General features: G+C 67.2%; 24 protein-coding genes. 13 read left to right on the top strand and 11 right to left on the bottom strand.

Going from position 1 to position 19607, the window contains the following annotated elements; all coding sequences use genetic code 11:
• The first annotated feature begins 38 nt into the window (after positions 1-38).
• From AC1DNE_RS27140 to AC1DNE_RS27100, 9 genes are all read left to right on the top strand, one after another.
• Positions 39-503: a 3-hydroxyacyl-ACP dehydratase FabZ family protein gene (locus AC1DNE_RS27140; protein WP_441473489.1), complete on the top strand. Its 465-nt coding sequence runs from the start codon at positions 39-41 to the stop codon at positions 501-503.
• The gene (locus AC1DNE_RS27135) at positions 500-1645 is read left to right on the top strand and encodes a beta-ketoacyl-ACP synthase (protein ID WP_441473488.1); all 1146 of its coding nucleotides are present in this window, start codon (positions 500-502) and stop codon (positions 1643-1645) included. The genes AC1DNE_RS27140 and AC1DNE_RS27135 overlap by 4 nt, the downstream gene beginning before the upstream one ends.
• A 12-nt stretch (positions 1646-1657) precedes the next feature.
• Positions 1658-2938: a beta-ketoacyl-ACP synthase gene (locus AC1DNE_RS27130; RefSeq protein WP_441473487.1), complete on the top strand. Its 1281-nt coding sequence runs from the start codon at positions 1658-1660 to the stop codon at positions 2936-2938.
• Positions 2935-3681: an SDR family oxidoreductase gene (locus AC1DNE_RS27125; RefSeq protein ID WP_441473486.1), complete on the top strand. Its 747-nt coding sequence runs from the start codon at positions 2935-2937 to the stop codon at positions 3679-3681. Before AC1DNE_RS27130 ends, AC1DNE_RS27125 begins: the two co-directional genes overlap by 4 nt.
• A 55-nt stretch (positions 3682-3736) precedes the next feature.
• Positions 3737-3979: a CopG family ribbon-helix-helix protein gene (locus AC1DNE_RS27120; protein WP_441473485.1), complete on the top strand. Its 243-nt coding sequence runs from the start codon at positions 3737-3739 to the stop codon at positions 3977-3979.
• Positions 3976-4260: a type II toxin-antitoxin system RelE/ParE family toxin gene (locus AC1DNE_RS27115; protein WP_441473484.1), complete on the top strand. Its 285-nt coding sequence runs from the start codon at positions 3976-3978 to the stop codon at positions 4258-4260. Before AC1DNE_RS27120 ends, AC1DNE_RS27115 begins: the two co-directional genes overlap by 4 nt.
• Before the next feature lie 16 nt (positions 4261-4276).
• Positions 4277-5299: a zinc-binding dehydrogenase gene (locus AC1DNE_RS27110; RefSeq protein ID WP_441473483.1), complete on the top strand. Its 1023-nt coding sequence runs from the start codon at positions 4277-4279 to the stop codon at positions 5297-5299.
• Between the two features lie 119 nt (positions 5300-5418).
• Entirely contained in the window at positions 5419-6390 is a 972-nt protein-coding gene (locus AC1DNE_RS27105; protein ID WP_441473482.1) for a lipid A biosynthesis lauroyl acyltransferase, read from the top strand.
• Positions 6391-6458: 68 nt separating this feature from the next.
• Positions 6459-7226 (top strand): DUF1223 domain-containing protein, encoded by a 768-nt coding sequence (locus AC1DNE_RS27100; RefSeq protein ID WP_441473481.1) that lies wholly within the window; start codon positions 6459-6461, stop codon positions 7224-7226.
• Positions 7227-7247: 21 nt separating this feature from the next.
• Here the strand turns inward: AC1DNE_RS27100 and AC1DNE_RS27095 are convergent, their stop codons facing one another.
• The 3 genes from AC1DNE_RS27095 to AC1DNE_RS27085 are packed head-to-tail and all read right to left on the bottom strand — an operon-like array spanning position 7248 to position 9353.
• Entirely contained in the window at positions 7248-7853 is a 606-nt protein-coding gene (locus AC1DNE_RS27095) for a TPM domain-containing protein (RefSeq protein WP_441473480.1), read from the bottom strand.
• Positions 7853-8710 carry a TPM domain-containing protein gene (locus AC1DNE_RS27090; protein ID WP_441473511.1) on the bottom strand — a complete coding sequence of 286 codons (858 nt, stop codon included), beginning with the start codon at positions 8708-8710 and terminating at the stop codon, positions 7853-7855. The genes AC1DNE_RS27095 and AC1DNE_RS27090 overlap by 1 nt, the downstream gene beginning before the upstream one ends.
• Before the next feature lie 40 nt (positions 8711-8750).
• Positions 8751-9353, bottom strand: coding sequence for a LemA family protein (locus AC1DNE_RS27085; RefSeq protein WP_476766984.1), 603 nt, complete (start codon positions 9351-9353; stop codon positions 8751-8753).
• A gap of 127 nt (positions 9354-9480) precedes the next feature.
• On the opposite strand from AC1DNE_RS27085, the gene ggt reads away from it, so the two are divergent.
• Positions 9481-11217 carry a gamma-glutamyltransferase gene (gene ggt, locus AC1DNE_RS27080; RefSeq protein ID WP_441473478.1) on the top strand — a complete coding sequence of 579 codons (1737 nt, stop codon included), beginning with the start codon at positions 9481-9483 and terminating at the stop codon, positions 11215-11217.
• A gap of 64 nt (positions 11218-11281) precedes the next feature.
• Positions 11282-11974, top strand: coding sequence for an acid phosphatase (locus AC1DNE_RS27075; protein ID WP_441473477.1), 693 nt, complete (start codon positions 11282-11284; stop codon positions 11972-11974).
• Between the two features lie 48 nt (positions 11975-12022).
• Here AC1DNE_RS27075 and AC1DNE_RS27070 read toward each other — a convergent pair whose 3' ends face one another.
• The 4 genes from AC1DNE_RS27070 to AC1DNE_RS27055 all read right to left on the bottom strand — a co-directional run bounded on the left by AC1DNE_RS27070 (position 12023) and on the right by AC1DNE_RS27055 (position 14897).
• The gene (locus tag AC1DNE_RS27070) at positions 12023-12514 is read right to left on the bottom strand and encodes a hypothetical protein (RefSeq protein WP_441473476.1); all 492 of its coding nucleotides are present in this window, start codon (positions 12512-12514) and stop codon (positions 12023-12025) included.
• 3 nt (positions 12515-12517) lie between these two features.
• On the bottom strand, positions 12518-13747 hold the full coding sequence (gene rlmN / locus AC1DNE_RS27065; RefSeq protein ID WP_441473475.1) for a dual-specificity RNA methyltransferase RlmN: 1230 nt from the start codon (positions 13745-13747) through the stop codon (positions 12518-12520).
• Between the two features lie 102 nt (positions 13748-13849).
• Positions 13850-14272 (bottom strand): GFA family protein, encoded by a 423-nt coding sequence (locus AC1DNE_RS27060; protein ID WP_441473474.1) that lies wholly within the window; start codon positions 14270-14272, stop codon positions 13850-13852.
• 13 nt (positions 14273-14285) lie between these two features.
• The gene (locus AC1DNE_RS27055) at positions 14286-14897 is read right to left on the bottom strand and encodes an invasion associated locus B family protein (protein WP_441473473.1); all 612 of its coding nucleotides are present in this window, start codon (positions 14895-14897) and stop codon (positions 14286-14288) included.
• A 189-nt stretch (positions 14898-15086) separates the two neighbouring features.
• Here AC1DNE_RS27055 and AC1DNE_RS27050 point away from each other — a divergent pair, with 189 nt between their 5' ends.
• Positions 15087-16061: an NADPH:quinone oxidoreductase family protein gene (locus tag AC1DNE_RS27050; protein ID WP_441473510.1), complete on the top strand. Its 975-nt coding sequence runs from the start codon at positions 15087-15089 to the stop codon at positions 16059-16061.
• A 160-nt stretch (positions 16062-16221) separates the two neighbouring features.
• Here AC1DNE_RS27050 and AC1DNE_RS27045 read toward each other — a convergent pair whose 3' ends face one another.
• Positions 16222-16659: a YkvA family protein gene (locus tag AC1DNE_RS27045; protein WP_441473472.1), complete on the bottom strand. Its 438-nt coding sequence runs from the start codon at positions 16657-16659 to the stop codon at positions 16222-16224.
• A 116-nt stretch (positions 16660-16775) separates the two neighbouring features.
• Here AC1DNE_RS27045 and AC1DNE_RS27040 point away from each other — a divergent pair, with 116 nt between their 5' ends.
• The gene (locus AC1DNE_RS27040) at positions 16776-17561 is read left to right on the top strand and encodes an SDR family NAD(P)-dependent oxidoreductase (protein ID WP_441473471.1); all 786 of its coding nucleotides are present in this window, start codon (positions 16776-16778) and stop codon (positions 17559-17561) included.
• 96 nt (positions 17562-17657) lie between these two features.
• Here the strand turns inward: AC1DNE_RS27040 and AC1DNE_RS27035 are convergent, their stop codons facing one another.
• The 3 genes from AC1DNE_RS27035 to AC1DNE_RS27025 form a co-directional block, all read right to left on the bottom strand.
• Complete coding sequence (locus AC1DNE_RS27035; protein ID WP_441473470.1) at positions 17658-18371, bottom strand: RES family NAD+ phosphorylase; 714 nt, start codon at positions 18369-18371, stop codon at positions 17658-17660.
• Positions 18368-18781 (bottom strand): MbcA/ParS/Xre antitoxin family protein, encoded by a 414-nt coding sequence (locus AC1DNE_RS27030; RefSeq protein ID WP_441473469.1) that lies wholly within the window; start codon positions 18779-18781, stop codon positions 18368-18370. The genes AC1DNE_RS27035 and AC1DNE_RS27030 overlap by 4 nt, the downstream gene beginning before the upstream one ends.
• A gap of 189 nt (positions 18782-18970) precedes the next feature.
• Entirely contained in the window at positions 18971-19600 is a 630-nt protein-coding gene (locus tag AC1DNE_RS27025) for a septation protein A (RefSeq protein WP_441473509.1), read from the bottom strand.
• Positions 19601-19607: the final 7 nt, after the last annotated feature.

Here is a 19607-nt window from a genome sequence, read left to right as displayed (position 1 = left end):
CCTCGCGCCGTTCTGGCGCCCAGCAGACCAAGGATCGCATGCGCCTCGAATATTTCGACATGATCGACCGGGTCGTGACCTTCGATCCGTCGCAGAAGCGCATCGTCACGCGCTCCACCGTCCCCGCGGAAAGCCCGGTCTTCGAGGGCCACTTTCCGGGCCACCCGCTGGTGCCCGGCGTCCTGCTGACCGAGACCATGGCGCAGGCCTCGGGCTACCTGCTGCTCGGCCTCAACGGGCTCAGCCAGATGCCCTTCCTCATGACGGTCGACAAGGCGCGCTTCCGCACCTTCGTCGAGCCGAACACCGAGCTGGAAGCCAGCGCCGAGCTCGTCATCGAGGGCTCGGGCTATGCGGCAACCAAGGCGAAGCTGACCAGCGGCGGCAAGCCGATCTGCGATGCCGAACTCCGCTTCCGCCTGATGCCTTTCCCTGCCGACATGCGCGCGCTGATGCAGAGCCGCATCGAAGCCATCGGCCTGACGCCGGAGCCCGCGCCATGACCAACGCCACTGCCAAGCGCGATGTGGTCATCACCGGCATCGGCATCGCCTCCAGCCTCGGCGAAGGCATCGATACCCACGCCGCAGCGCTCGCCGGCGGCGGCCCGCCGGTCGTCGACACCGAGACCTTCAAGCCCTATCCGGTCCACCCGCTGATGGCGCTGGAGCTGGATCGGCAGATCCCGAAGAAATCCGACCAGCGCCAGATGGAGCCCTGGCAGCGCCTCGGCGTCTATACCGCCGGGCTCGCCCTCGATTCCGCAGGGTTGAAAGAGGATGCCGAGGCCAAGAGCGCCCTGCAGGTCATCGTCGCGGCCGGCGGCGGCGAGCGCGACCACGCGGTCGACGCCGCCATCCTGAGCGGTTTGCGCGGCGCGAACCAGCCGGGCGCTTATCTCAACGAGCACCTGATGAGCGATCTGAGACCCACGCTCTTCCTGGCCCAGCTCTCCAACCTGCTCGCCGGCAACATCGCCATCGTCCATGGCATCACCGGTCCGTCGCGCACTTTCATGGGCGAGGAACAGGCCGGCGTCGACGCGATCCGCACGGCGCACGCCCGCATCGCTTCCGGCCAGTCCGACCTGATGCTCGTCGGCGGCGCCTACAATGCCGAGCGCCGCGACATGCTGCTGCTCTTCGAACTCGGTGGCTATCTGCGCCGCGACAGCTTTGCGCCCGTGTTCGAGCGCGGGGAGGCGCCGGGCCTGATCACCGGAAGCGCCGGCGCCTTCCTCGTGCTGGAATCGGCCGAGCGCGCCGCCGCGCGGGGTGCCAAGGTCCATGCGCGGCTCAGCCATACCGGCGCCGCCCGCAGCCGCCGCGCGCCGGGCACCGTCGAGGCCGCCTTGACGAAGCTCGTGGGTGCCTTCGGCTCGATCGGCCCTGACAACCTCGCCATCTCCGCCGCGACCGGCTGCGCCGGCATCACCGCCGAGGAGGCGGCTGCGTTGCAGGCGACGGCCCCCTCAGCCAGGCGCATCGCCGTCGGCGATCTCGTCGGCCACGGTGTCGAGGCCGCTTTCCCCGTTGCGGTGGCGTTGGCGGCAATCGCCCTGTCAGCCGGGCAGGCGAAGGAAGCGATCGTTACCGGCGCCGGCCACTGGCGTGGCGAGGGCGCCGCACATCTGGTCCAAGCGTGAGAGGTTGAAGCCATGACCACGCATCGTGATGCCAAGGGCCGTCCGCTCGTCGCCGTTACCGGCCTCGGCGTCGTCACTTCACTGGGCCAGGGCAAGGACGCCAATTGGCAGGCGCTGACCGCCGGCCAGTCCGGCATCCACCGCATCGAGCGCTTCCCGACCGAAGGGCTGCGCACCACTATCGGCGGCACGGTCGACTTCCTCTTCGACGGTCCCTTCACCGCCCCCCAGCTCTCCGAGAAGCTCGCGACCCTCGCCGCTGAAGAAGCGGTCGGTCAGAGCGGCCTCGGCCAGCGCGGCGATTTTCCCGGCGAGCTGTTCATGGCCGTCCCGCCCGTCGAGATGGAATGGCCGCAGAAGCAGGAACTCGCCGAGGCGGTCGATGGCGAGGTCGATTATGACGGCCTGCTGCGCGCTGCCGCGACCCGCAAGTTCGCGGCCATGCACGAGCTCTTCGTCTTCGGCGGCGTCGCCGACCACATCGCCGACCGCTTCGGCACCAAGGGCTCGCCCATCTCGCTCTCGACAGCCTGCTCCTCGGGCGCGACCGCGATTCAGATGGGCGTCGAGGCAATCCGCCGCGGCGAGACGCAAGCTGCACTCTGCATCGGCACCGACGGCTCGATCCATGCCGAGGCGCTGATCCGCTTTTCTCTGCTGTCGGCCCTTTCGACACAGAACGATCCGCCGGAAGGCGCCGCCAAGCCGTTCTCGAAGAACCGCGACGGCTTCGTCATGGGCGAGGGCGCCGGCGCGCTGGTGCTGGAGGACTACGACCACGCGCTCGCGCGCGGCGCGACCATCCTGGGTATCGTCGCGGGCTGTGGCGAGCGCGGCGACGGTTTCCATCGCACGCGCTCGAGCCCGGACGGCAAGCCCGCCATCCTCGCCATGCAGGATGCGCTGGCCGATGCCGGGCTAACCCCCGACGATGTCGACTATATCAACGCCCACGGCACCTCGACGCCGGAGAACGACAAGATGGAGGCGATGAGCTGCGCCGCCGTCTTCGGCGAGCGCATGGCGAAACTGCCGATTTCCTCGAACAAGTCGATGATCGGGCACACGCTGACGGCGGCCGGCGCGGTCGAGGCAGTGATTTCTTTCCTGACGATTGCCAACGGTACCATCCCGCCGACGATCAACTACACGAACCCCGACCCTGCCATTGCGCTCGACGTCGTGCCGAACGCGGCACGCAAGGCGAAGGTGCGGACGGTGATTTCCAATTCCTTCGGCTTCGGCGGCCAGAACACCTGCCTCGTGCTGACGGCGCCTCCGGAGGCTGCATGACCAAGGTTCTCGTCACCGGCGGCGCCAAGGGCGTCGGCGCCGCGATCGTGCGCGCGCTCGCCGCGGCCGGGCACGATGTCGACTTCACCTTCCGCTCCTCCGCCGAGCAGGCGAAGGCGCTGGCTGAGGAGATCGCCGCGGGCCATCCCGGCCGCAGCGTTGCCGCGCTGCCCCTCGACCTCTCCGACAAGGACGCGCTCGACGCCTTCTGCGAGGCGCGCGAGGGCGAGAGCTATTTCGGCCTCGTCCACAATGCCGGCCAGCCCTATGATTCCCTCGCCGCGATGATGGATCAGGCGAAGGCCGAAGCCGCGATGCAGGTCAATTTCTGGGCCTTCGCCCGCCTCGCCAAGAGCCTGATGCGCAACATGATCCGCGCCAGGGCCGGCCGCATCGTTGCCATCGGCTCTGTCGCGGCCTTGCGCGGTAATCCGGGCAATGCAGCCTATGCCGCCTCCAAGGGTGCGCTGATCTCCTACGCCAAGACGCTGGCGGTCGAGACCGGCAAGCGGGGCGTCACCGTCAACGTGATCGCGCCGGGCTTTGTCGACACCGACATGATGGCGCCCTACGCGGCCTATCGCGACAAGATGCAGTCGCAGATCCCGGCCGGCCGCTTCGCCAAGCCCGAAGAGGTTGCCGGCCTCGCCGCCTTCCTGATGAGCGAGCCCGCAGCCTATATCAGCGGCACCGTGCTGCCGATCGACGGCGGCCTGACCGCCCAGCTCGGCGTGCACCGCTGAATCGACCAAGGTGGCCGCATGTGATACGGTTCACTTCGAACCGGAGTGACCCGACATGACGGCAGCCTTCACCATCCGCCTCGACGACGAGATGCTGGCCAAGCTCGACGCGCTTGCCGCCGACACCGACCGCTCGCGCAATTGGATCGCCGCGAAAGCGATCGAATCCTATGTCGAGCTGAATGCTTGGCAGATCCAACGGATCAAGGAAGGCATCGCCGAGGCGGATCGCGGCGAGTTCGCGACTGAGGAAGAAGTCGAGTCCGTGTTCCGCAAATACAAGGCCACGGCCGAGTGAAGCTCGTCTGGACGAAACGCTCGCTGCGCGAACTCGACCAGATATTTGCGTTCGTCGCGAAGGATAGCCGATCTGCTGCTGCAGCGTTGGTCGACCTGGTCGAGAAGCGATCCGCCGTACTCGTGAGCCACCCGGAAATCGGGCGGCCGGGCCGGAGCGATGGAACCCGCGAACTTGTCGTGCCCGGCACGCCCTATATCCTGCCTTACCGCGTCAGTGATGGCCGCGTCGAAATCCTCGCGGTTCTCCACACCTCCCGGCAATGGCCGGACCAGCTCTGAAAGACGTTGAATCCTCATGCGTTCCCTCCAGCTTCATGGCGACCGTGACCTCCGTCTCGAGGAGATCGAGCCGCCGCCGCCGCCCGCTCCGGGCGAGGTACAGATCCGCATCAAGGCGGTCGGGCTGAACTATCTCGACCTCTGGGGCTTCCGCGGCATGGCCTTCGCCAAACGCAAGATGCCGCAGGCGGCAGGCGTCGAGGCCGCTGGCGAGATCGTCTGCGTCGGCGAGGGCGTCACCGGCTTCGCGCCCGGCGACACCGTCACCGCCTACGGTGCCGACACCTGCGGCCAGTGCAAGGCCTGCCGCGAGGGCCGCGACAATCTCTGCGAGAACGTCGCCGGCATCATGGGCTTCCATATCGACGGCTTCGCCCGTGAGCTGCTGAACCGCCCGGCGCGCCTGACCATCAAGGCACCGAAGGGCGTCTCCTTCGAGGACGCCGCCTGCGCGCCGATCGGCTTCGGCACGGTCCAGCATATGCTGTTCGACAATGCGAAGCTCGAGCCCGGCGAGTCGGTGCTGGTCCATGCCGGCGGCTCCGGCATCGGCACGGCCGCGATCCTGATGGCCAAGGCGATCGGCTGCACGGTCTACACGACGGTCGGCGACGACGAGAAGGGTGCCAAGGCCAGGGCCCTCGGCGCCGACCACGTCATCAACTATCGCGAGGACCGCTTCGAGGGGGTCGTGCGCAAGCTCACCGGCCGCAAGGGCGTCGATGTCGTCTTCGAGCATGTCGGCGCGGACACCTGGAACGGTTCGCTGCTCTGCCTCAAGCGCGGCGGCCGGCTGGTCACCTGCGGCGCGACCTCCGGCCCCTCCGCCACGATCAACCTGATGCAGCTCTTCCAGCAGCAATACCGGATCACCGGCTCGTTCGGCTGCCGCATCGAGAACATCGCGCAGTCGCTGGAGAAGATGGCCGGCGGCATGAAGCCGGTGATCGATTCGGTGTTCCCGCTCGCCGAATTCGAGAAGGGCCTCGCCCGCATCGAGGGTCGCAAGGTCTTTGGCAAGGTCGTCATCGCCTTCTGAGCAAGCCGCCTGCTCCGGCGCAAGACTTGACGTCGGCGCATTCCTGCCCCAGATCGCGCCTTTCAGGCCCGGTCTTGCTCTCGGCACGGGCGATTGAGGCTGGACCGACCTTGAGACGATTGAAAGCAATCGCCGCGCGCATCGGCGCGGCGGTGATGATTGGCGTGATCCGCACGCTGTTCGCGTTCCTGCGCCTGCTCGGGCCAGAACGTGCCAGCAATCTCGGCGGCTGGCTGCTGCGCACGGCGAGCCCGGTCATCCCGGTCAACCGCGTCGCCCTCGCCAATATCCGCGCCGCCTTTCCCGAGAAGGACGAGGCGGAGGTGAAGCGCATCGCACGCGGCGCATGGGAGAATCTCGGCCGCGTCGCCGGCGAATATGCCCATCTGAAGACGCTGTTCGACTACGACTACCACAATCCGGACAAGCCTTCGCGCATCGAGGTCAAGGGCATCGAGCACTTCATCGCGCTCAAGGAGGACGACAAACCCGGCCTGATCTTCTCGACCCATCTCGCCAATTGGGAACTGCCGGCGATCTGCGCCGCCGCCTACGATCTCGAGACGACGGCCGTCTTTCGCGCCCCCAACGACCCGGCGATCGCCGCCGTCGTGCATGAGATCCGCTCCGGCGCCATGGGCGGCCTCGCCGCTGCCAAGCAGGGAGCGGCCTTTGCCATGCAGGGCGTGCTCGAGAATGGCGGCCATCTCGGCATGCTGATCGACCAGCATTTCACCCGGGGCGTCGTCGTACCGTTCTTCGGACGTCCGGCATTGACCAACCCGATCATGGGCAAGTTCGCCCGCCGCTTCGAGTGTCCGGTCCATGGCGTCCGCGTCATCCGGCTGCCGAACCTCCGCTTCCGGCTGGAGCTGACGCCGCCGCTCGACCTGCCGCGCGACGCCGCGGGCGAGATCGACGTGCAGGGCGCCATGGCGATGATGACGGCGGTGGTCGAAGGCTGGGTGCGCGAGTACCCTGAACAATGGCTCTGGATGCATCGCCGCTGGCGCCCCAACATGATTTCGCCTGCCGCACTGGCAAAATTCGATCACGCCCGCGCGACCATGCCCGTTTTCAAGGCAACGTGATTTCCCTCTTCGATGAATTGCTGGCTTTGGTAACCTTCGGAAAATAAGTCGTCGTCAAAGTCGAGATCATGCTCCCTGTCCTGCGCCAATCCGCTGTGACTGCCGCCGTCCTCGTGTTCGGCGTGACGACGGCCCTCGCGCAGACGGCAGGGAAGGCGCCCAGGGCGGTGCTCGAGCTCTTTACCAGCCAGGGTTGCTCGTCCTGCCCGCCAGCCGATGCGCTGGTCGTCGAACTGGCCAAGGACCCGACACTGATCGCGCTGACGCTGCCGGTGACCTATTGGGACTATCTCGGCTGGAAGGACACGCTCGGCAAGGACTCCTTCGCGAAGCGCCAGAAGCTCTATGCCAAGGCCCGCGGCGACGGGCAGGTCTACACCCCGCAGATCGTCATCAGCGGCTCTTCCCATGCTGTGGGCTCGGAGAAGGCGGAGATCGAGAAGGCGGTCAACCAGTTCGCCGCCACCGGCTTCGCCGCGAAGCTCGCGCTGAAGGAGGAGAACGGCAGCCTCCAGATCAATATCGCTCCGACTGCCGCTGCAACCGACGAAGCAGCCGGCATCTGGGTATTGCCCACGACACATCAGGCCACCGTGCCGATCATACGCGGCGAGAACCAGGGCAAGACGCTGACCTACGCCAATGTGGTGCGCGGCATGGTCCGTGTCGGCGACTGGAACGGCAAGGAGATGACCGTCACCGCCCCGCTGTCCGCGACGCAGGCGCCGGAGGCCGATGGCTATGTCGTCGTCATTCAGGCCGACCGGCCGGGCAAGCATGGCTACATGATGCCGGGCGCCATCCTGGCTGCAGCCAAGGGGCCGGCGACGCGCTGAACGCCCTGCCGAGGCCTTGCCTCAGAGCAGGATGACCTTGTTCGACAGCTCGTCGACATCGCCGGGAACCGGCGGGGCGTGCTGTGCCAACACCACGCCGACGCCATCGACCGCCTTGATCAGCCCCTCGGTGAGCCTGTCTTCGCGCGCCGCCGCCAGCAGCGGCTCGATGATGCCACCCCAGGTGTCCTGGTCCACAAGCCCGTCGATCCCGGTGTCGGCGAGGATTTCGGCATAGCGCTCCTGCAGCGCGATATAGAGCAGCACGCCAGTGCGCGCCCTGGTTCGCGTCAGGCCCCGCGCCGTGAATTCGCGCAGCGCCGCCTCATGCGCCCGCCGGCGCTTGACGAAGCCCGGCACGAAGCGCCCGCCGCGCCCATACCAAAGGAGCCCTGCCAGCAGCAGCGCGGCGCAGAAAAGCTGGATCATGAATATGCGCTGAGCGCTCAACGCCGTCAGTGACAGCAGCGGCCACGGCACGAACAGCGCGAGCGTGAGCGCCATGACCACCGGGACGTTGCGGTAGCTCGAAGCCGCCCGGTCAATCACGACCACGATCTCGCCTGCCGTCTGCAATTCGGCCCGGCGCACGGCCTCCGCGATCGCATCCCTGTCAGCGGCATCCATCACCAGTCTCCCGAAGCCCCGCCACCGCCGGAAGAGCCTCCGCCACCCGAAAATCCGCCGCCCGAGCTCCAGCCGCCTCCGCCACCGCCCCAGCCGGAACCGCTGCTCCAGCCGGATCCGGAGCCTGTGCTCGGGGGCAGGATTACCCACTGCCCGTTGCGCAGGCGATGCCGCCGCGCCCCGCCCTGCTGGCTCACGCTGCGCAGGAAGGCGACGATGAACAGGAAGATGAAGAGCATCGCGACGATGACGGCGATGTCCTCGCCCAATGTGCTCTCGTCCGAGCGGACTTCGGCGCGCCGCTGCCATTCCTCCGCATCGCCGGCCAGGATCGTCAGGATGGCATCCACCCCGGCATCGATCCCCCCGGCGAAATCCCCGGTCTTGAACTTCGGCGCGATGGCGGTGGTGATGATGACCTTGGAGAGCGCGTCGGTCAGCGCCCCTTCGAGACCGTAGCCGACCTCGATGCGGACCTTGCGCTCCTTCGGCGCGACGATCAACAGCACGCCGTTGTTCTTGGCTTTCTCGCCGAGCTTCCAGTGCCGGAAGAGGCCGTTGGCGAAATCCTCGATCGTGACGTCCTGAAGCGACGGCACCGTCGCGACGACGACCTGATCGGAGGTTTTGTCCTCATGTGCCTTGAGCTTGTCCTCGATCCGCTTTCGGACGTCGGGGGCGAGCAGGTTGGCGCCGTCGACGACCCGGCCCGTCAGGCTGGGATAGGACGGCTCGGCGGCGTGCGCGAGGCCGCTCCAGAGCAGGAGAGACAGCGCCAGCGCGACATGCCAGAGCGTCTTTCTCGGGCGCAGCGAAGCGCAGAGCCGAGAATCTCTGGCAGGAGATGCCCGGGTCAGGCCCGGGCATGACGCGATGCCCAGCATCACGCGATGCGCTTCAGAACTTCACCGCGGGCGGCCGCTCCGCACCAGTGGCGGCCGTGAAGGTCTCCATCGGCTTTGCGCCCCAGAACAGCTTCGCCCATATCACGCCCGGGAAGGTGCGGATCTCCGTGTTGAAAGCCTGCACGGCCTGGATGTAGTCGCGCCGTGCCACCGCCACTCGGTTTTCTGTACCCTCCAGCTGCGACTGCAGGGCGAGGAAGTTCTGGTTCGACTTCAGATCCGGATAGCGCTCGACCGTGACGAGCAGCCGCCCCAGCGCGCCGGTGAGCTGGTTCTGCGCATCCTGGAATTCCTTGAACTTCACGGGGTCGTTGACGGTCGAAGCATCGACCTTGACCTGCGTCGCCTTGGCGCGGGCCTCGATCACGGCGGTCAACACGTCGCGCTCCTGCGCGGCATAGCCCTTCACCGTCTCGACGAGATTAGGAATCAGGTCGGCCCGGCGCTGATACTGATTCTGCACCTCGGACCACGCCGCCTTCGCCTTCTCCTCCAGCGTCGGCACGTTGTTATAGCCGCAGCCGGCGAGCGCGACGCCGATTAGGCCGAGCACGAGCCACGCGATCGGGCGGCGCAGATGGGTGGAAAACGACATGCCGAAAACCCCTTTTGGCAGCGTCACAACGGTCTCGATTCGGAACTCTACCTGTCGCGACGCGCCGGTCCAAGCTGGCAGACCGCGGCGAATGGCCTATTCTGCCCGCTATCCTCGGAGTTGAGCCATGCGCCTACCCCTCCTTCTGCCCCTGACCGCAGCCCTGCTGACCACCCAGATCGCGACCGCCCAGTTGCTCGCCCCGGCGCCCGAAGCCGCCACAGGGCGTAGCATCAGGACACTTGGCACCGCCCAGCGCTTCATGGTCGCGGCCGCAAATCCGCTCGCCGCTGCAGCCGGGCGCGACATTCTGCGCGCCGGCGGCAGTGCGGCCGACGCCGCTATCGCCACCCAGCTCGTGCTCAATCTGGTCGAGCCGCAGAGCTCCGGCATCGGTGGGGGCGCCTTCTTCGTCTATTGGGGCGAGACCACTCGCAAAGTGACCACCCTTGACGGCCGCGAGACAGCGCCGGCGGCTGCCAAGCCGGATCGCTTCATGAAGGACGGCAAGCCGATGCGCTTCGCCGATGCCGTCATCGGCGGCCGCTCGGTCGGCGTGCCCGGCACGCTGAAGCTCCTGGAAGAGGTGCATCGCCGCTGGGGCAGGCTGCCCTGGGCCGATGTTGTGGCGCCGGCGCTGAAGCTGGCAGAGGAGGGCTTTGCCATCTCGCCTCGCCTCAATGGCTTGCTGGCCGGCGAGGCCAATCTGCCGAAGAACGCTCTCGCCGCCGCTTATTTCTACGAGCCGGACGGCAAGCCGAAGGCCGTAGGCACTATCCTGAAGAATCCGGCCTTCGCGGCCACGCTGCGCGCCATCGCCGCGCAGGGCGCGAAAGCGTTCTATGAGGGCGCAATCGCGGAGGACATCGTCGCGACCGTCGCCGGTCACCCCACCAATCCCGGTGACATGGCGCTCGCCGACCTCGCAGCCTACAAGGTCGAGGAGCGCGAGCCCGTCTGCGGCAGCTACCGCATCTGGCGCCTTTGCGGCATGGGGCCGCCGAGCTCGGGCGCCGTCGCCATCCAGCAGATTCTGGGCGTGCTGGAAGAACAGGATTTGCGCCGGATCGGTCCGGGCGCGGAGGCGGCGCACTGGTTCAGCGAAGCCGGCCGGCTCGCCTTCGCCGACCGGGCGCTCTATCTCGCCGATCCCGCCTTCATCAGCGTGCCCGTGCGCGGCCTGATCGACCGCGACTATATCCGCTCCCGCGCCAGCCTCGTCAGCCCGGAACGATCGATGGGCAAGGCCAGGCCGGGCGACCCTCCGAACAAGCGGGCGCAGCTCCTCGCTCCCTCCGATGGCATCGAGAACGGCACCAGCCATATCTCGGTGGTCGACGCGGACGGCAACGCCGTCGCCATGACCACGACGATCGAGGACGGCTTCGGCTCGCGCCTGATGACCAAGGGCGGCTTCCTGCTCAACAATGAGCTGACCGACTTCAACTTCGCGCCGGAGGAAGACGGCAAGCCTGTCGCAAACCGCGTCGAGCCCGGCAAGCGGCCGCGCTCCTCGATGGCACCGACACTGGTCTTCGATGCCTTCGGCCGGCTCTACGCCGTCACCGGCTCGCCGGGCGGCAGCCAGATCATCGGCTATGTCGCCAAGACGCTGGTCGCACTGCTCGACTGGAAGATGGACCCGCAACAGGCGGTCGACTTCGGCAATTTCGGCAGCCGCAACGGCCCGACCGAGCTGGAAAGGGGGACGGAGGCCGAGGCCTGGAAGGCCGCGCTGGAAGCGAAGGGCCACGAGGTCCGGCTGCTGGAGATGACCTCCGGCACCCAGGCCATCGTCAAGACGCCCGAGGGTTTCCTTGGCGGCGCCGATGGACGGCGGGAGGGTGTCGCGATCGGGGACTGAGCTGCGTCATGACACTGTCATCTTGCGAGCGCGTGCATCCCGCGCTCCACCGAGGACCACTCTCATGCGCTCCGTCGCTCTCGCCTTCCTGACCCTGCTCGCGCTCTCTGCCCCGCCGCTAAGAGCCGAAGAAGCCAAGCCCTTCGCCACAGCCGCCTCCATCGATCTGCGCGCCGTCCTCAAGCCGCCGCCGGCCCAGGACTCCGCTCAGACCAAGGCCGAGCTCGGCGAAGTTCTCACCATCCAGGTCACCCGCTCGGCCGAGATGGAAGCGCAGGCTCAGGCCGATGCCGTCGAGGACATCTGGCGCTTCGCCGGCGTCATGGGTCCGGCATTCAAGGCCGAATCCTTGCCTGTGTTCTCGGCCTTCTTCGATCGCGTCGTCTCGACCGAAGGCGCGGTGGTCGATCCGGCCAAGGACAGCTGGAAGCGCCCGCGCCCGCATCAGGCGAGCGCGCTGGTGAAGCCGGTGGTGAAGATTTCCAATTCCGGCGCCTATCCGTCCGGCCACACCACCGTCGGAACACTCATGGGCATCGTGTTGTCCAACATGGTGCCGGAGAAGCGCACCGAGATCATGGACAGGGCCTGGGCCTATGGCTGGAACCGCGTGATCGGCGGGATTCACTATCGCTCGGATATCGAAGCCGGCCGGATCGCCGGATCGGTCATCGCCGCTCGGATCATGGAGCAGCCGGAATTCCAAACCGAGTTCGCCGCCGCCAAGGCTGAACTGCGGAAGGTGCTCGGGCTCTAAGAGCCGGATTGCGTTGCAATCTGGATCGGCGCGCGCTCTGAGCGTCGCTCAATGACGCGGGGCGGCGGCCGCATTGCGCTCGCCGCCGGCGCCGCGTCCGGCGATCAGCCAGTAGACGAAGCCCGTCGCAGCGCCGACCAGGAAGAGCCCGGAGATGATCTGGATCTCCGCGTGGCTCGGCGCGCGTGACAATCTCAGCATGGCGAGCGGCAGCAGCGCCGCCAGCGCCCCGGTCAATCCGGCTTGGATCAGGCCACTCCGCAGCCGGAACAGCTCGCTGCCGATCGCGACCAGCACCACCGGCGCGACGATGATCGCCATCCCCAGCCGCCCGATCAGGCCGAAAGCCGCCTGCGCGGCAGGTGCCGGGTCGATGCCGCTTTCGGCCAGCCCGAACAGGATGTCGACTAGCCGCTCGATGCCGCCGCCGATCAGCAGCGCCACCGCTGGCGAAGCTACGCTCGCCATGGCCAGGAAGAACAGCCCCGCCCCCATCGCGACGAGGCAGGCGAAGGGGATCAGCAGAATCCAGCGTAGCAAGGCTTACTCCGCCGCGACGGCCGGCGCAGACTGCGCCTCTTCCTGCTCCAGCATCAGCCGGGCGCGGGCCGAGAGCTTCTCGGTCTCGCTCTTGAGCTGGCCGCAGGCGGCCAGGATGTCCCGCCCGCGCGGCGTCCGGACCGGCGAGGCATAGCCGGCGCGGAAGACGATCTCGGAGAAGCGCTCGATCCGGTCCCAGTCCGAGCACTCGTATTTCGTGCCGGGCCAGGGGTTGAACGGGATCAGGTTGATCTTGGCCGGGATGCCCTTGAGCAACCGGACCAGCTCCCGCGCCTCGGCGTCGGAGTCGTTCACGCCCTTGAGCATGACGTACTCAAACGTGATCCGTTTCGCGTTCGACAGGCCAGGATAGTTCCGGCAGGCCTCGAGCAGGTCCTTGATCGGGTATTTCTTGTTCAGCGGCACCAGCTCGTTGCGCAAATCGTCGCGCACCGCATGCAGCGAGATCGCCAGCATCGTGCCCATCTCCTCGCCGAGCGGGCCGATCTGCGGCACCACGCCGGAGGTCGAGACGGTGATGCGACGGCGCCCGATCGACAGGCCCTGATCGTCGGTGATCACGGCGATCGCATCGCGCACGCCGTCGAAATTGTAGAGCGGCTCGCCCATGCCCATGAAGACGATGTTCGAGACGAAGCGCCCGCCATCATTCGGCACGAAGGCGCCATCGGGCGCCGCCCGATTCGGGAAATCGCCGAGCCGGTCGCGCGCCACCATCACCTGCGCGACGATCTCCTCGGTCGTGAGATTGCGCACCAGGCGCTGCGTGCCGGTATGGCAGAAGGTGCAGGTCAGCGTGCAGCCGACCTGGCTGGAGACGCAGAGCGTGCCGCGGTCGACCTCGGGGATATAGACGCATTCGATCTCGGCGCCGCGGTCGTGCGGGCCGGTCGAGGGCATGCGCATCAGCCATTTGCGCGTGCCGTCGGTCGAGACCTGCTCGGCAGTGACCGTCGGCAGGTCGAGCGAGAAATGCTCGGCCAGCTGCCCGCGCAGCCCCTTGCCGATCGTCGTCATCGCGTCGAATTCACGCACCCCGTAATGATAGATCCAGTTCCAGAGCTGGCCGACGCGCATGCGCCGCTCCTTCTCGGGAACGCCGATCTCGGCAAGCGCCTCGGTGAGGCCGGCGCGGGTACGCCCCACCAGCGAGGGGCGTCGAGAAACGGTTTCGGCCGCCGGAGCGGCAGGTGCGGAAACGGACACGGTCATCGGAGCTCTGTCGTCGCCCATCTGGGAAGGCGCGGGATTTCGCCGCTCCCTAGCACAAATGCGGGAAAACCGGAAATCGTCACAGATATGTGCTGCGCGCGCCTAGCTTGAATGTCCGCCGAACTGCGGCAGATCGTCGGTAATCTCGAACCACGGCGCCTTCGAGCCGACGAAGATATGCCGGTCCGGCCGGACGCCCGGCGCATCCTCGAGCGTACCCAGCGCGACGTGGACATAGGCTCCATCGCGAACGACGGAGAACAGGAGCGAGCCGCAGCGCCCGCAATGCGCGTCGTGATTATGGACCTCTCCGACGATCAGCAGGCTTTCGGCTCCGTCGATGACGGAGAGCTTGTCGCGCTCGATGCCGGCGAAGGGCTTGAAAGCCGACCCGGTGGTGCGCCGGCACTGCGAGCAATGGCAATTGGCGGCGTAGCGAAAGGCGTCCGCCACCTCGTAGCGCGACTGCCCGCAATAGCAGCGCCCCCGCAGCCGGCGCTCCATTGTGGTCGCGGCCGGCGTCATGGTGCCGATCGCCTTATTTGCAGGCGTCTTCGGCGCGCTTCACGATCTGGCTGATCCCGGCGAGCGAGTACTTGTCCGCGGTGGCGTTGCCGCGCTTCGAGGTCGCCTTGATCTCCAGCCCGGAGCCACGGCGCATCGCGTCGAGCATGCGCGGCTCCTCGGCCGGGTTCTTCAGCCACATGTTCTGGCCCTTGGCGACCAGCGCGAAGCGATCATTGCCGATGAGGGCCTGATGCTCGACGCCTTCCTTGACGTCGAAGTTCATCACGAAGCTGATCTCGTTGCGGACGCCCTCACCCGGCCGGCTGGAGACGAAGAGCATGCCCTCGACATCCTTGAGATTCACCGGCAAGCGGCTTTCCGGCTTGGCCAGCGCATAGCAGACCTTGGAACGGCCCTGCTGCGATGAGAAGGCCTGCCATTTGCCGGCCGTCTCCAGCAGCATCGCCTGCCCCTGTCCGGGACTGGCGGCAGGCGTGGCGGCGGCGGTAGCGGCAGGCTTCGGCTTGGCCGGAGCAGCCTCAGCCGGCAGACCGGCCAGAGCCAGCAATCCAGCCGTCAGGCCGAGCGCGGCGGCGATGCGGAAAAATGCGGCGTCGCGGGTGCGGAAGAAGGACTTGATCATGGACCGCCATCAGTCACTAAAAAACTTAATACCGCGTTTACCACGTGCTGACGGGGCAGATCGCGCTGGACGGCGGAATAGAGTGTTACGATCCTGGCGAAAATGCGAACGGCTCCGTTGCCGGCTGGTTCCCCGCGCCGGGCGGCCATGGCACAGTCCGGCGCCCAGGGCGGCAACGGTGGATCGACGATGAAGGCCTTGCTCTGCGAACACCTCGGACCGGCCGAGGAACTCGTCATCCGCGCCTTGCCGGAGCCGAAACCGGGCCCCGGCGAGGTCGTCATCGCCGTGAAGGCGGCTGCGCTCAATTTCTTCGACACGCTGATCATCCGGGGTCGCTATCAGACCAAGCCGGCCTTCCCCTTTTCTCCCTCGGCCGAATGCGCCGGCACCATCGCCGCTTTGGGCGAAGGTGTCACCGGCTGGCGCGTCGGTGAGCGCGTTGCGGCCTGGATGGGCTATGGCGCAGCGCGCGAGAAGGTCGCGGTGCCGGCCGAGGCGCTGGTTCGCGTGCCCGACAAGCTCGACGACGCGCAGGCCGCCAGCCTGTTCGTCACCTATGGCACCGCGATGCACGGGCTGATCCAGCGCGCGCATCTGAAGGCGGGCGAGACGCTGGCGATCCTCGGCGCTTCCGGCGGAGCAGGGCTTGCCGCGGTCGAGATCGGCGCGCTCCTCGGCGCCCATGTCATCGCCTGCGCCTCCTCGCCCGACAAGCTCGCGCTCGCCCGCGAGCATGGCGCGCAGGAGGAGGTCGACTATGCGCAGAACGACATCCGCGCCGCCCTGAAGAAGCTCACCAACGGGCGCGGCGTCGATGTGCTCTACGATACGGTCGGCGGCGAGTTCGCCGAGCCGGCCCTGCGGTCGATGGCCTGGGAAGGGCGCTACCTCGTCGTCGGCTTCGCCGGGGGCGAGATCCCGAAGATCCCGCTCAACCTGCTTCTGCTCAAGGGCTGCGACCTGCGCGGCGTGTTCTGGGGCGAGTTCGTCGCCCGCGAGCCGGCCGCGCATCGGCGCAACATGGAGCGCCTGCTGGAATGGGCGGCAGGCGGCCATATCCGCGCCCATGTCCACGCCACCTTCCCGCTGGAGCGCTGGACGGAAGCCTATGCGCTGATCGGCGACCGCAAGGCCAAGGGCAAGATCGTCCTGACGCTGTGACGGCTGAGTTTCAAGAATGCCGTGATGACACCCAGCGCCGTCATCCCGGGCGACCGCAGGGAGACCCGGGATCCATTCCGGCACGGTTCAGGCATGGATCCCGGATCAGCGCGGCTGCGCCGCTTGTCCGGGATGACCGCATATTTCCAGTGAAAGCTCACTAAAGCTCCGCCAGCGCGCTCCTCGCCCGCTCGCGATGTGCGGGTGTGATCGAGCCGGCCACCGCCGCGATGGCGGCCGCGATGACCGCCGCATCGTCGGTGAAGCCGATGAGCGGCATGAAGTCGGGAATCGCATCCACCGGCAGCACGAAATAGCCGAGCGCGGCGAGCAGCGTCATGCGCACGCGCCGCGGCGTTGCCGGATCGCGCGCGCAGAACCACGCGGCCAGCAGATCCTCGGCAAACGGTATGCGCTTCGCGACGCGCTTGAGTCGGGCCATGAAATCGGTGCCGAACTTCGCCTCGTCGCGCAGGCTCTTGCGGATCGCCTCCATCTCCTCGCGGCTGAAGCTTGCGCTGAACCCTTCGCTCATTCCTGTCCTGCTCCTTGGCGTCCGGTGACGCTCATGGTCGCGCGCCTCGTCCGGGCCCGCCATGTCGAAAGATGGCCCCGCCGCAATCCTGCACAAGAGGCCTGCCGGAAAACCCGCTTGGAGCAGGCTGCGACGCCCTCTAAACCGGATTTGAAACCAAGACGAACGGGAAACGCGCCATGAAACTCGATTCCTCCCTCGCCGCCATCGTCACCGGCGGCGCCTCCGGCCTCGGCGAAGCGACGGCACGCATGCTCGCCGGCCAGGGCGTCAAGGTGGCGCTGCTCGACCTCAACGCCGAGCGCGGCGAGGCGATCGCGGAGGAGATCGGCGGCATCTTCTGCAGCTGCGACGTCACCAGCGAAACCTCCGTCGACGAGGCGCTGGCCAGGGCCCGCGCTGCCCATGGCGTCGCCCGCATCATCGTCAACTGCGCCGGCATCGCGCCCGGCCGCCGCGTCGTGTCGAAGAAGCGCGACACCGGCGAGCTCGTCGCACACGACCTCGCCACCTTCGAGAAGGCGGTCGCGATCAACCTGACCGGCACCTTCCGCATCATCGCGAAATCCGCCGCGGCGCTGGCCGGGCTCGATCCGATTACCGCCGATGGCAGCCGCGGCGTCATCATCTGCACCGCCTCCGTGGCGGCTGAGGACGGCCAGATCGGCCAGGCCGCCTATGGCGCCTCCAAGGCAGGCGTCGTCGGCATGACCCTGCCGATTGCTCGCGATCTCGCTGGGGTCGGTATCCGCATCGTCACGATCATGCCCGGCCTGTTCGAGACCCCGATGTTCGCCGGCCTTCCCGAGGAAGCCAAGGCTTCGCTCGCCGTCTCGGTGCCGCATCCCTCGCGCCTCGGCCGCCCGGCGGAATACGCCGCGCTGGCCCGCAGCATCATCGAGAACGACATGCTGAACGGCACGACGATCCGCCTCGACGGCGCGATCCGCCTCGCGCCGAAATAGGGTCGTCATTGCGAGCGCAGCGAAGCAATCTAGGGGCGCGTGGAACTTTTCCGCCCCTGGATTGCTTCGTCGCTGACGCTCCTTGCAATGACGCCTTCAGACGATCCGGTAGACCTCGCCGGCACCGCGGTCCCGGTAGAGATCCACCCGTTCGCCGTTCCAGTGATAGTCGAGATGCCGTCCCTGCACCGGGTGGCTGGCTCCATCGGGATAGAACAGCCCGGCGCATTCGCCGTCGGGACAGCGCACGCTGGGATAGACGACGCCTGCCGAGCCGATCTCCCGCAATCCGACGCCGAGAGCCTGACTTGCGGCATAATCCACCGGATCGAGCAGAGGGGAACCTTCGGCCCCGAGTGCCCGGACATCATGCAGCGCGGCATCGATCTCCAGGACGATCTCGCGGAATTGCGAGGTCCAGCCCGGCGGCTGCACTGTGGCCAGCATGAAACGGGTATGGTGATGGATCGTCTCGAGCAACGCGACCTCGAAACGATCGCCCGCATAGAGCACGCCGAAGCCGCCGTCGCTGAAACGGCTCGGCCGATCGGGGCTGACATGGGTGAAGGGCGCCATCAGCCAGGTCGCGCCCGGCCCCGATACGCGCCGCTCCGGCGGCACGAGATCGAGGTTGCCGATCGTCTCCATCAGGCGCGGATTGGTCTTCTGCTCGGCCGCGATCAGGAGCGACCAGTCGGCCGGGTCGGCAATATCCTCGAACAGGTCGATCGGCGGGAAGATGCTGCGGATGATCCGCACCGCCCCGCGCCATTCGACCTCCACGACCGGCAGGCTCGCCGGATCGATCACCAGGCGCCCCGCTCGGCGTCGAGCAGGCGGCGCACCCGCATCAGGTCGGTCAATTCGCCGCCGAGCATGGCATCCAGCGCCGATTTGCCGGCGAAATCGCTGTTGGGCCGCTTGATCCAGTCATAGCCGCGCTGCGGTTCGACGAAGATCAGCCGGAGCGCCTTGTGGATGCCCATCAGGTTGGAGAGCCGTGCCTTGCCGTCGCGCGAGATGCGGCCGATCTCGCCGGCTTTCCAGCGCCGGTAGCTCCTGACCGGCAGATCGATCAGCACCGCCGCTTCCTCGTCGGTGACGCGCCAGAGCCGGAACAGGTTCACGGCAGCCCGGAACATGGCGGCCGCCTCTTCGTCCGTGATCGGATCGGGAGCGAAATCGCGCTCGGCCGTCTCGACGCGCAGCAGGGTTGCCATGGCATCGCTCTCCATTTGGCATAAAATGGATACAATGATGCCAAATGGCAAGGTCCTCTTAGGGCGCGGTCATTACGGGCACCGAAGGGAGGCCCAGGATCCATGTCTGAAGCTTCATCGGAAGCTCCGGCATTGATCCCGGATCGGGGCGACATCGTCGCTTGCCCGGGATGACGGCGCGGAGGTCGGTTAGACCTTATCCTCGATCTTCGTCGGCTTGATCTCGTGCTTCAGGATCAGCGGCGTCTGCGCCAGGGCGAAGGCCATGGTCAGCGGCATCACGCCCCAGACCTTGAAGGCCACCCAGAAATCCTGCGTCTGCGTGCGCCAGACCACCTCGTTCAGCGCGGCCAGCACGAAGAAGAACAGGCCCCAGCGGAAGGTCAGCTTGCGCCAGCCCTCCTCGTCGAGCTGAAGCACCGTTTCCAGCACCAGCGAGAGCAGCGAGCGCCCGAAGAACAGCCCTCCGAGCAGCACGCAGCCGAACAGTGCGTTCACGATGGTCGGCTTGACCTTGATGAAGAAGGCATCGTCTAGCGCCAGCGTCAGCCCGCCGAAGACGGTGACGACGATGGCGTTCACGATCGCCATGCGCGGCAGATAGCCCATCAGCACCCGCGCCAGCGCCAGCGCCACCAGCGAGGCCACGATGAAGATGCCGGTCGCGACGAAGATGCGCCGGTCCTCAGCAACGTGGAACAGCCGGTCGCCGTAGGAATTCGCGAAGAAGAAGATCGCCAGCGGCCCGAACTCGAGCGCCAGTTTCAGCAGCGGATTCACCGCCTTGCCCTTGCCCGCCGCGTCCACCGCCTGCCTCATCGTCTCG

Source organism: Allobosea sp. 05L423 (assembly GCF_056397745.1).
This window is presented reverse-complemented; position numbering and strand designations above follow the sequence as displayed.

What these genes read in the sequence shown, in the direction of transcription:
- ggt (WP_441473478.1), top strand. Translation starts at nt 9,481, where the DNA reads ATGCGCCTACCCCTCCTTCTGCCCCTGACCGCAGCCCTGCTGACCACC.
- AC1DNE_RS27055 (WP_441473473.1), bottom strand. Translation starts at nt 14,897, where the DNA reads ATGATCAAGTCCTTCTTCCGCACCCGCGACGCCGCATTTTTCCGCATC.
- AC1DNE_RS27110 (WP_441473483.1), top strand. Translation starts at nt 4,277, where the DNA reads ATGCGTTCCCTCCAGCTTCATGGCGACCGTGACCTCCGTCTCGAGGAG.
- AC1DNE_RS27100 (WP_441473481.1), top strand. Translation starts at nt 6,459, where the DNA reads ATGCTCCCTGTCCTGCGCCAATCCGCTGTGACTGCCGCCGTCCTCGTG.
- AC1DNE_RS27060 (WP_441473474.1), bottom strand. Translation starts at nt 14,272, where the DNA reads ATGACGCCGGCCGCGACCACAATGGAGCGCCGGCTGCGGGGGCGCTGC.
- AC1DNE_RS27085 (WP_476766984.1), bottom strand. Translation starts at nt 9,353, where the DNA reads ATGTCGTTTTCCACCCATCTGCGCCGCCCGATCGCGTGGCTCGTGCTC.
- AC1DNE_RS27125 (WP_441473486.1), top strand. Translation starts at nt 2,935, where the DNA reads ATGACCAAGGTTCTCGTCACCGGCGGCGCCAAGGGCGTCGGCGCCGCG.
- AC1DNE_RS27095 (WP_441473480.1), bottom strand. Translation starts at nt 7,853, where the DNA reads ATGGATGCCGCTGACAGGGATGCGATCGCGGAGGCCGTGCGCCGGGCC.
- AC1DNE_RS27045 (WP_441473472.1), bottom strand. Translation starts at nt 16,659, where the DNA reads ATGGCGGGCCCGGACGAGGCGCGCGACCATGAGCGTCACCGGACGCCA.
- AC1DNE_RS27030 (WP_441473469.1), bottom strand. Translation starts at nt 18,781, where the DNA reads ATGGCAACCCTGCTGCGCGTCGAGACGGCCGAGCGCGATTTCGCTCCC.
- rlmN (WP_441473475.1), bottom strand. Translation starts at nt 13,747, where the DNA reads ATGACCGTGTCCGTTTCCGCACCTGCCGCTCCGGCGGCCGAAACCGTT.
- AC1DNE_RS27050 (WP_441473510.1), top strand. Translation starts at nt 15,087, where the DNA reads ATGAAGGCCTTGCTCTGCGAACACCTCGGACCGGCCGAGGAACTCGTC.
- AC1DNE_RS27040 (WP_441473471.1), top strand. Translation starts at nt 16,776, where the DNA reads ATGAAACTCGATTCCTCCCTCGCCGCCATCGTCACCGGCGGCGCCTCC.
- AC1DNE_RS27135 (WP_441473488.1), top strand. Translation starts at nt 500, where the DNA reads ATGACCAACGCCACTGCCAAGCGCGATGTGGTCATCACCGGCATCGGC.
- AC1DNE_RS27140 (WP_441473489.1), top strand. Translation starts at nt 39, where the DNA reads ATGCGCCTCGAATATTTCGACATGATCGACCGGGTCGTGACCTTCGAT.
- AC1DNE_RS27025 (WP_441473509.1), bottom strand. Translation starts at nt 19,600, where the DNA reads ATGAGGCAGGCGGTGGACGCGGCGGGCAAGGGCAAGGCGGTGAATCCG.
- AC1DNE_RS27130 (WP_441473487.1), top strand. Translation starts at nt 1,658, where the DNA reads ATGACCACGCATCGTGATGCCAAGGGCCGTCCGCTCGTCGCCGTTACC.
- AC1DNE_RS27120 (WP_441473485.1), top strand. Translation starts at nt 3,737, where the DNA reads ATGACGGCAGCCTTCACCATCCGCCTCGACGACGAGATGCTGGCCAAG.
- AC1DNE_RS27075 (WP_441473477.1), top strand. Translation starts at nt 11,282, where the DNA reads ATGCGCTCCGTCGCTCTCGCCTTCCTGACCCTGCTCGCGCTCTCTGCC.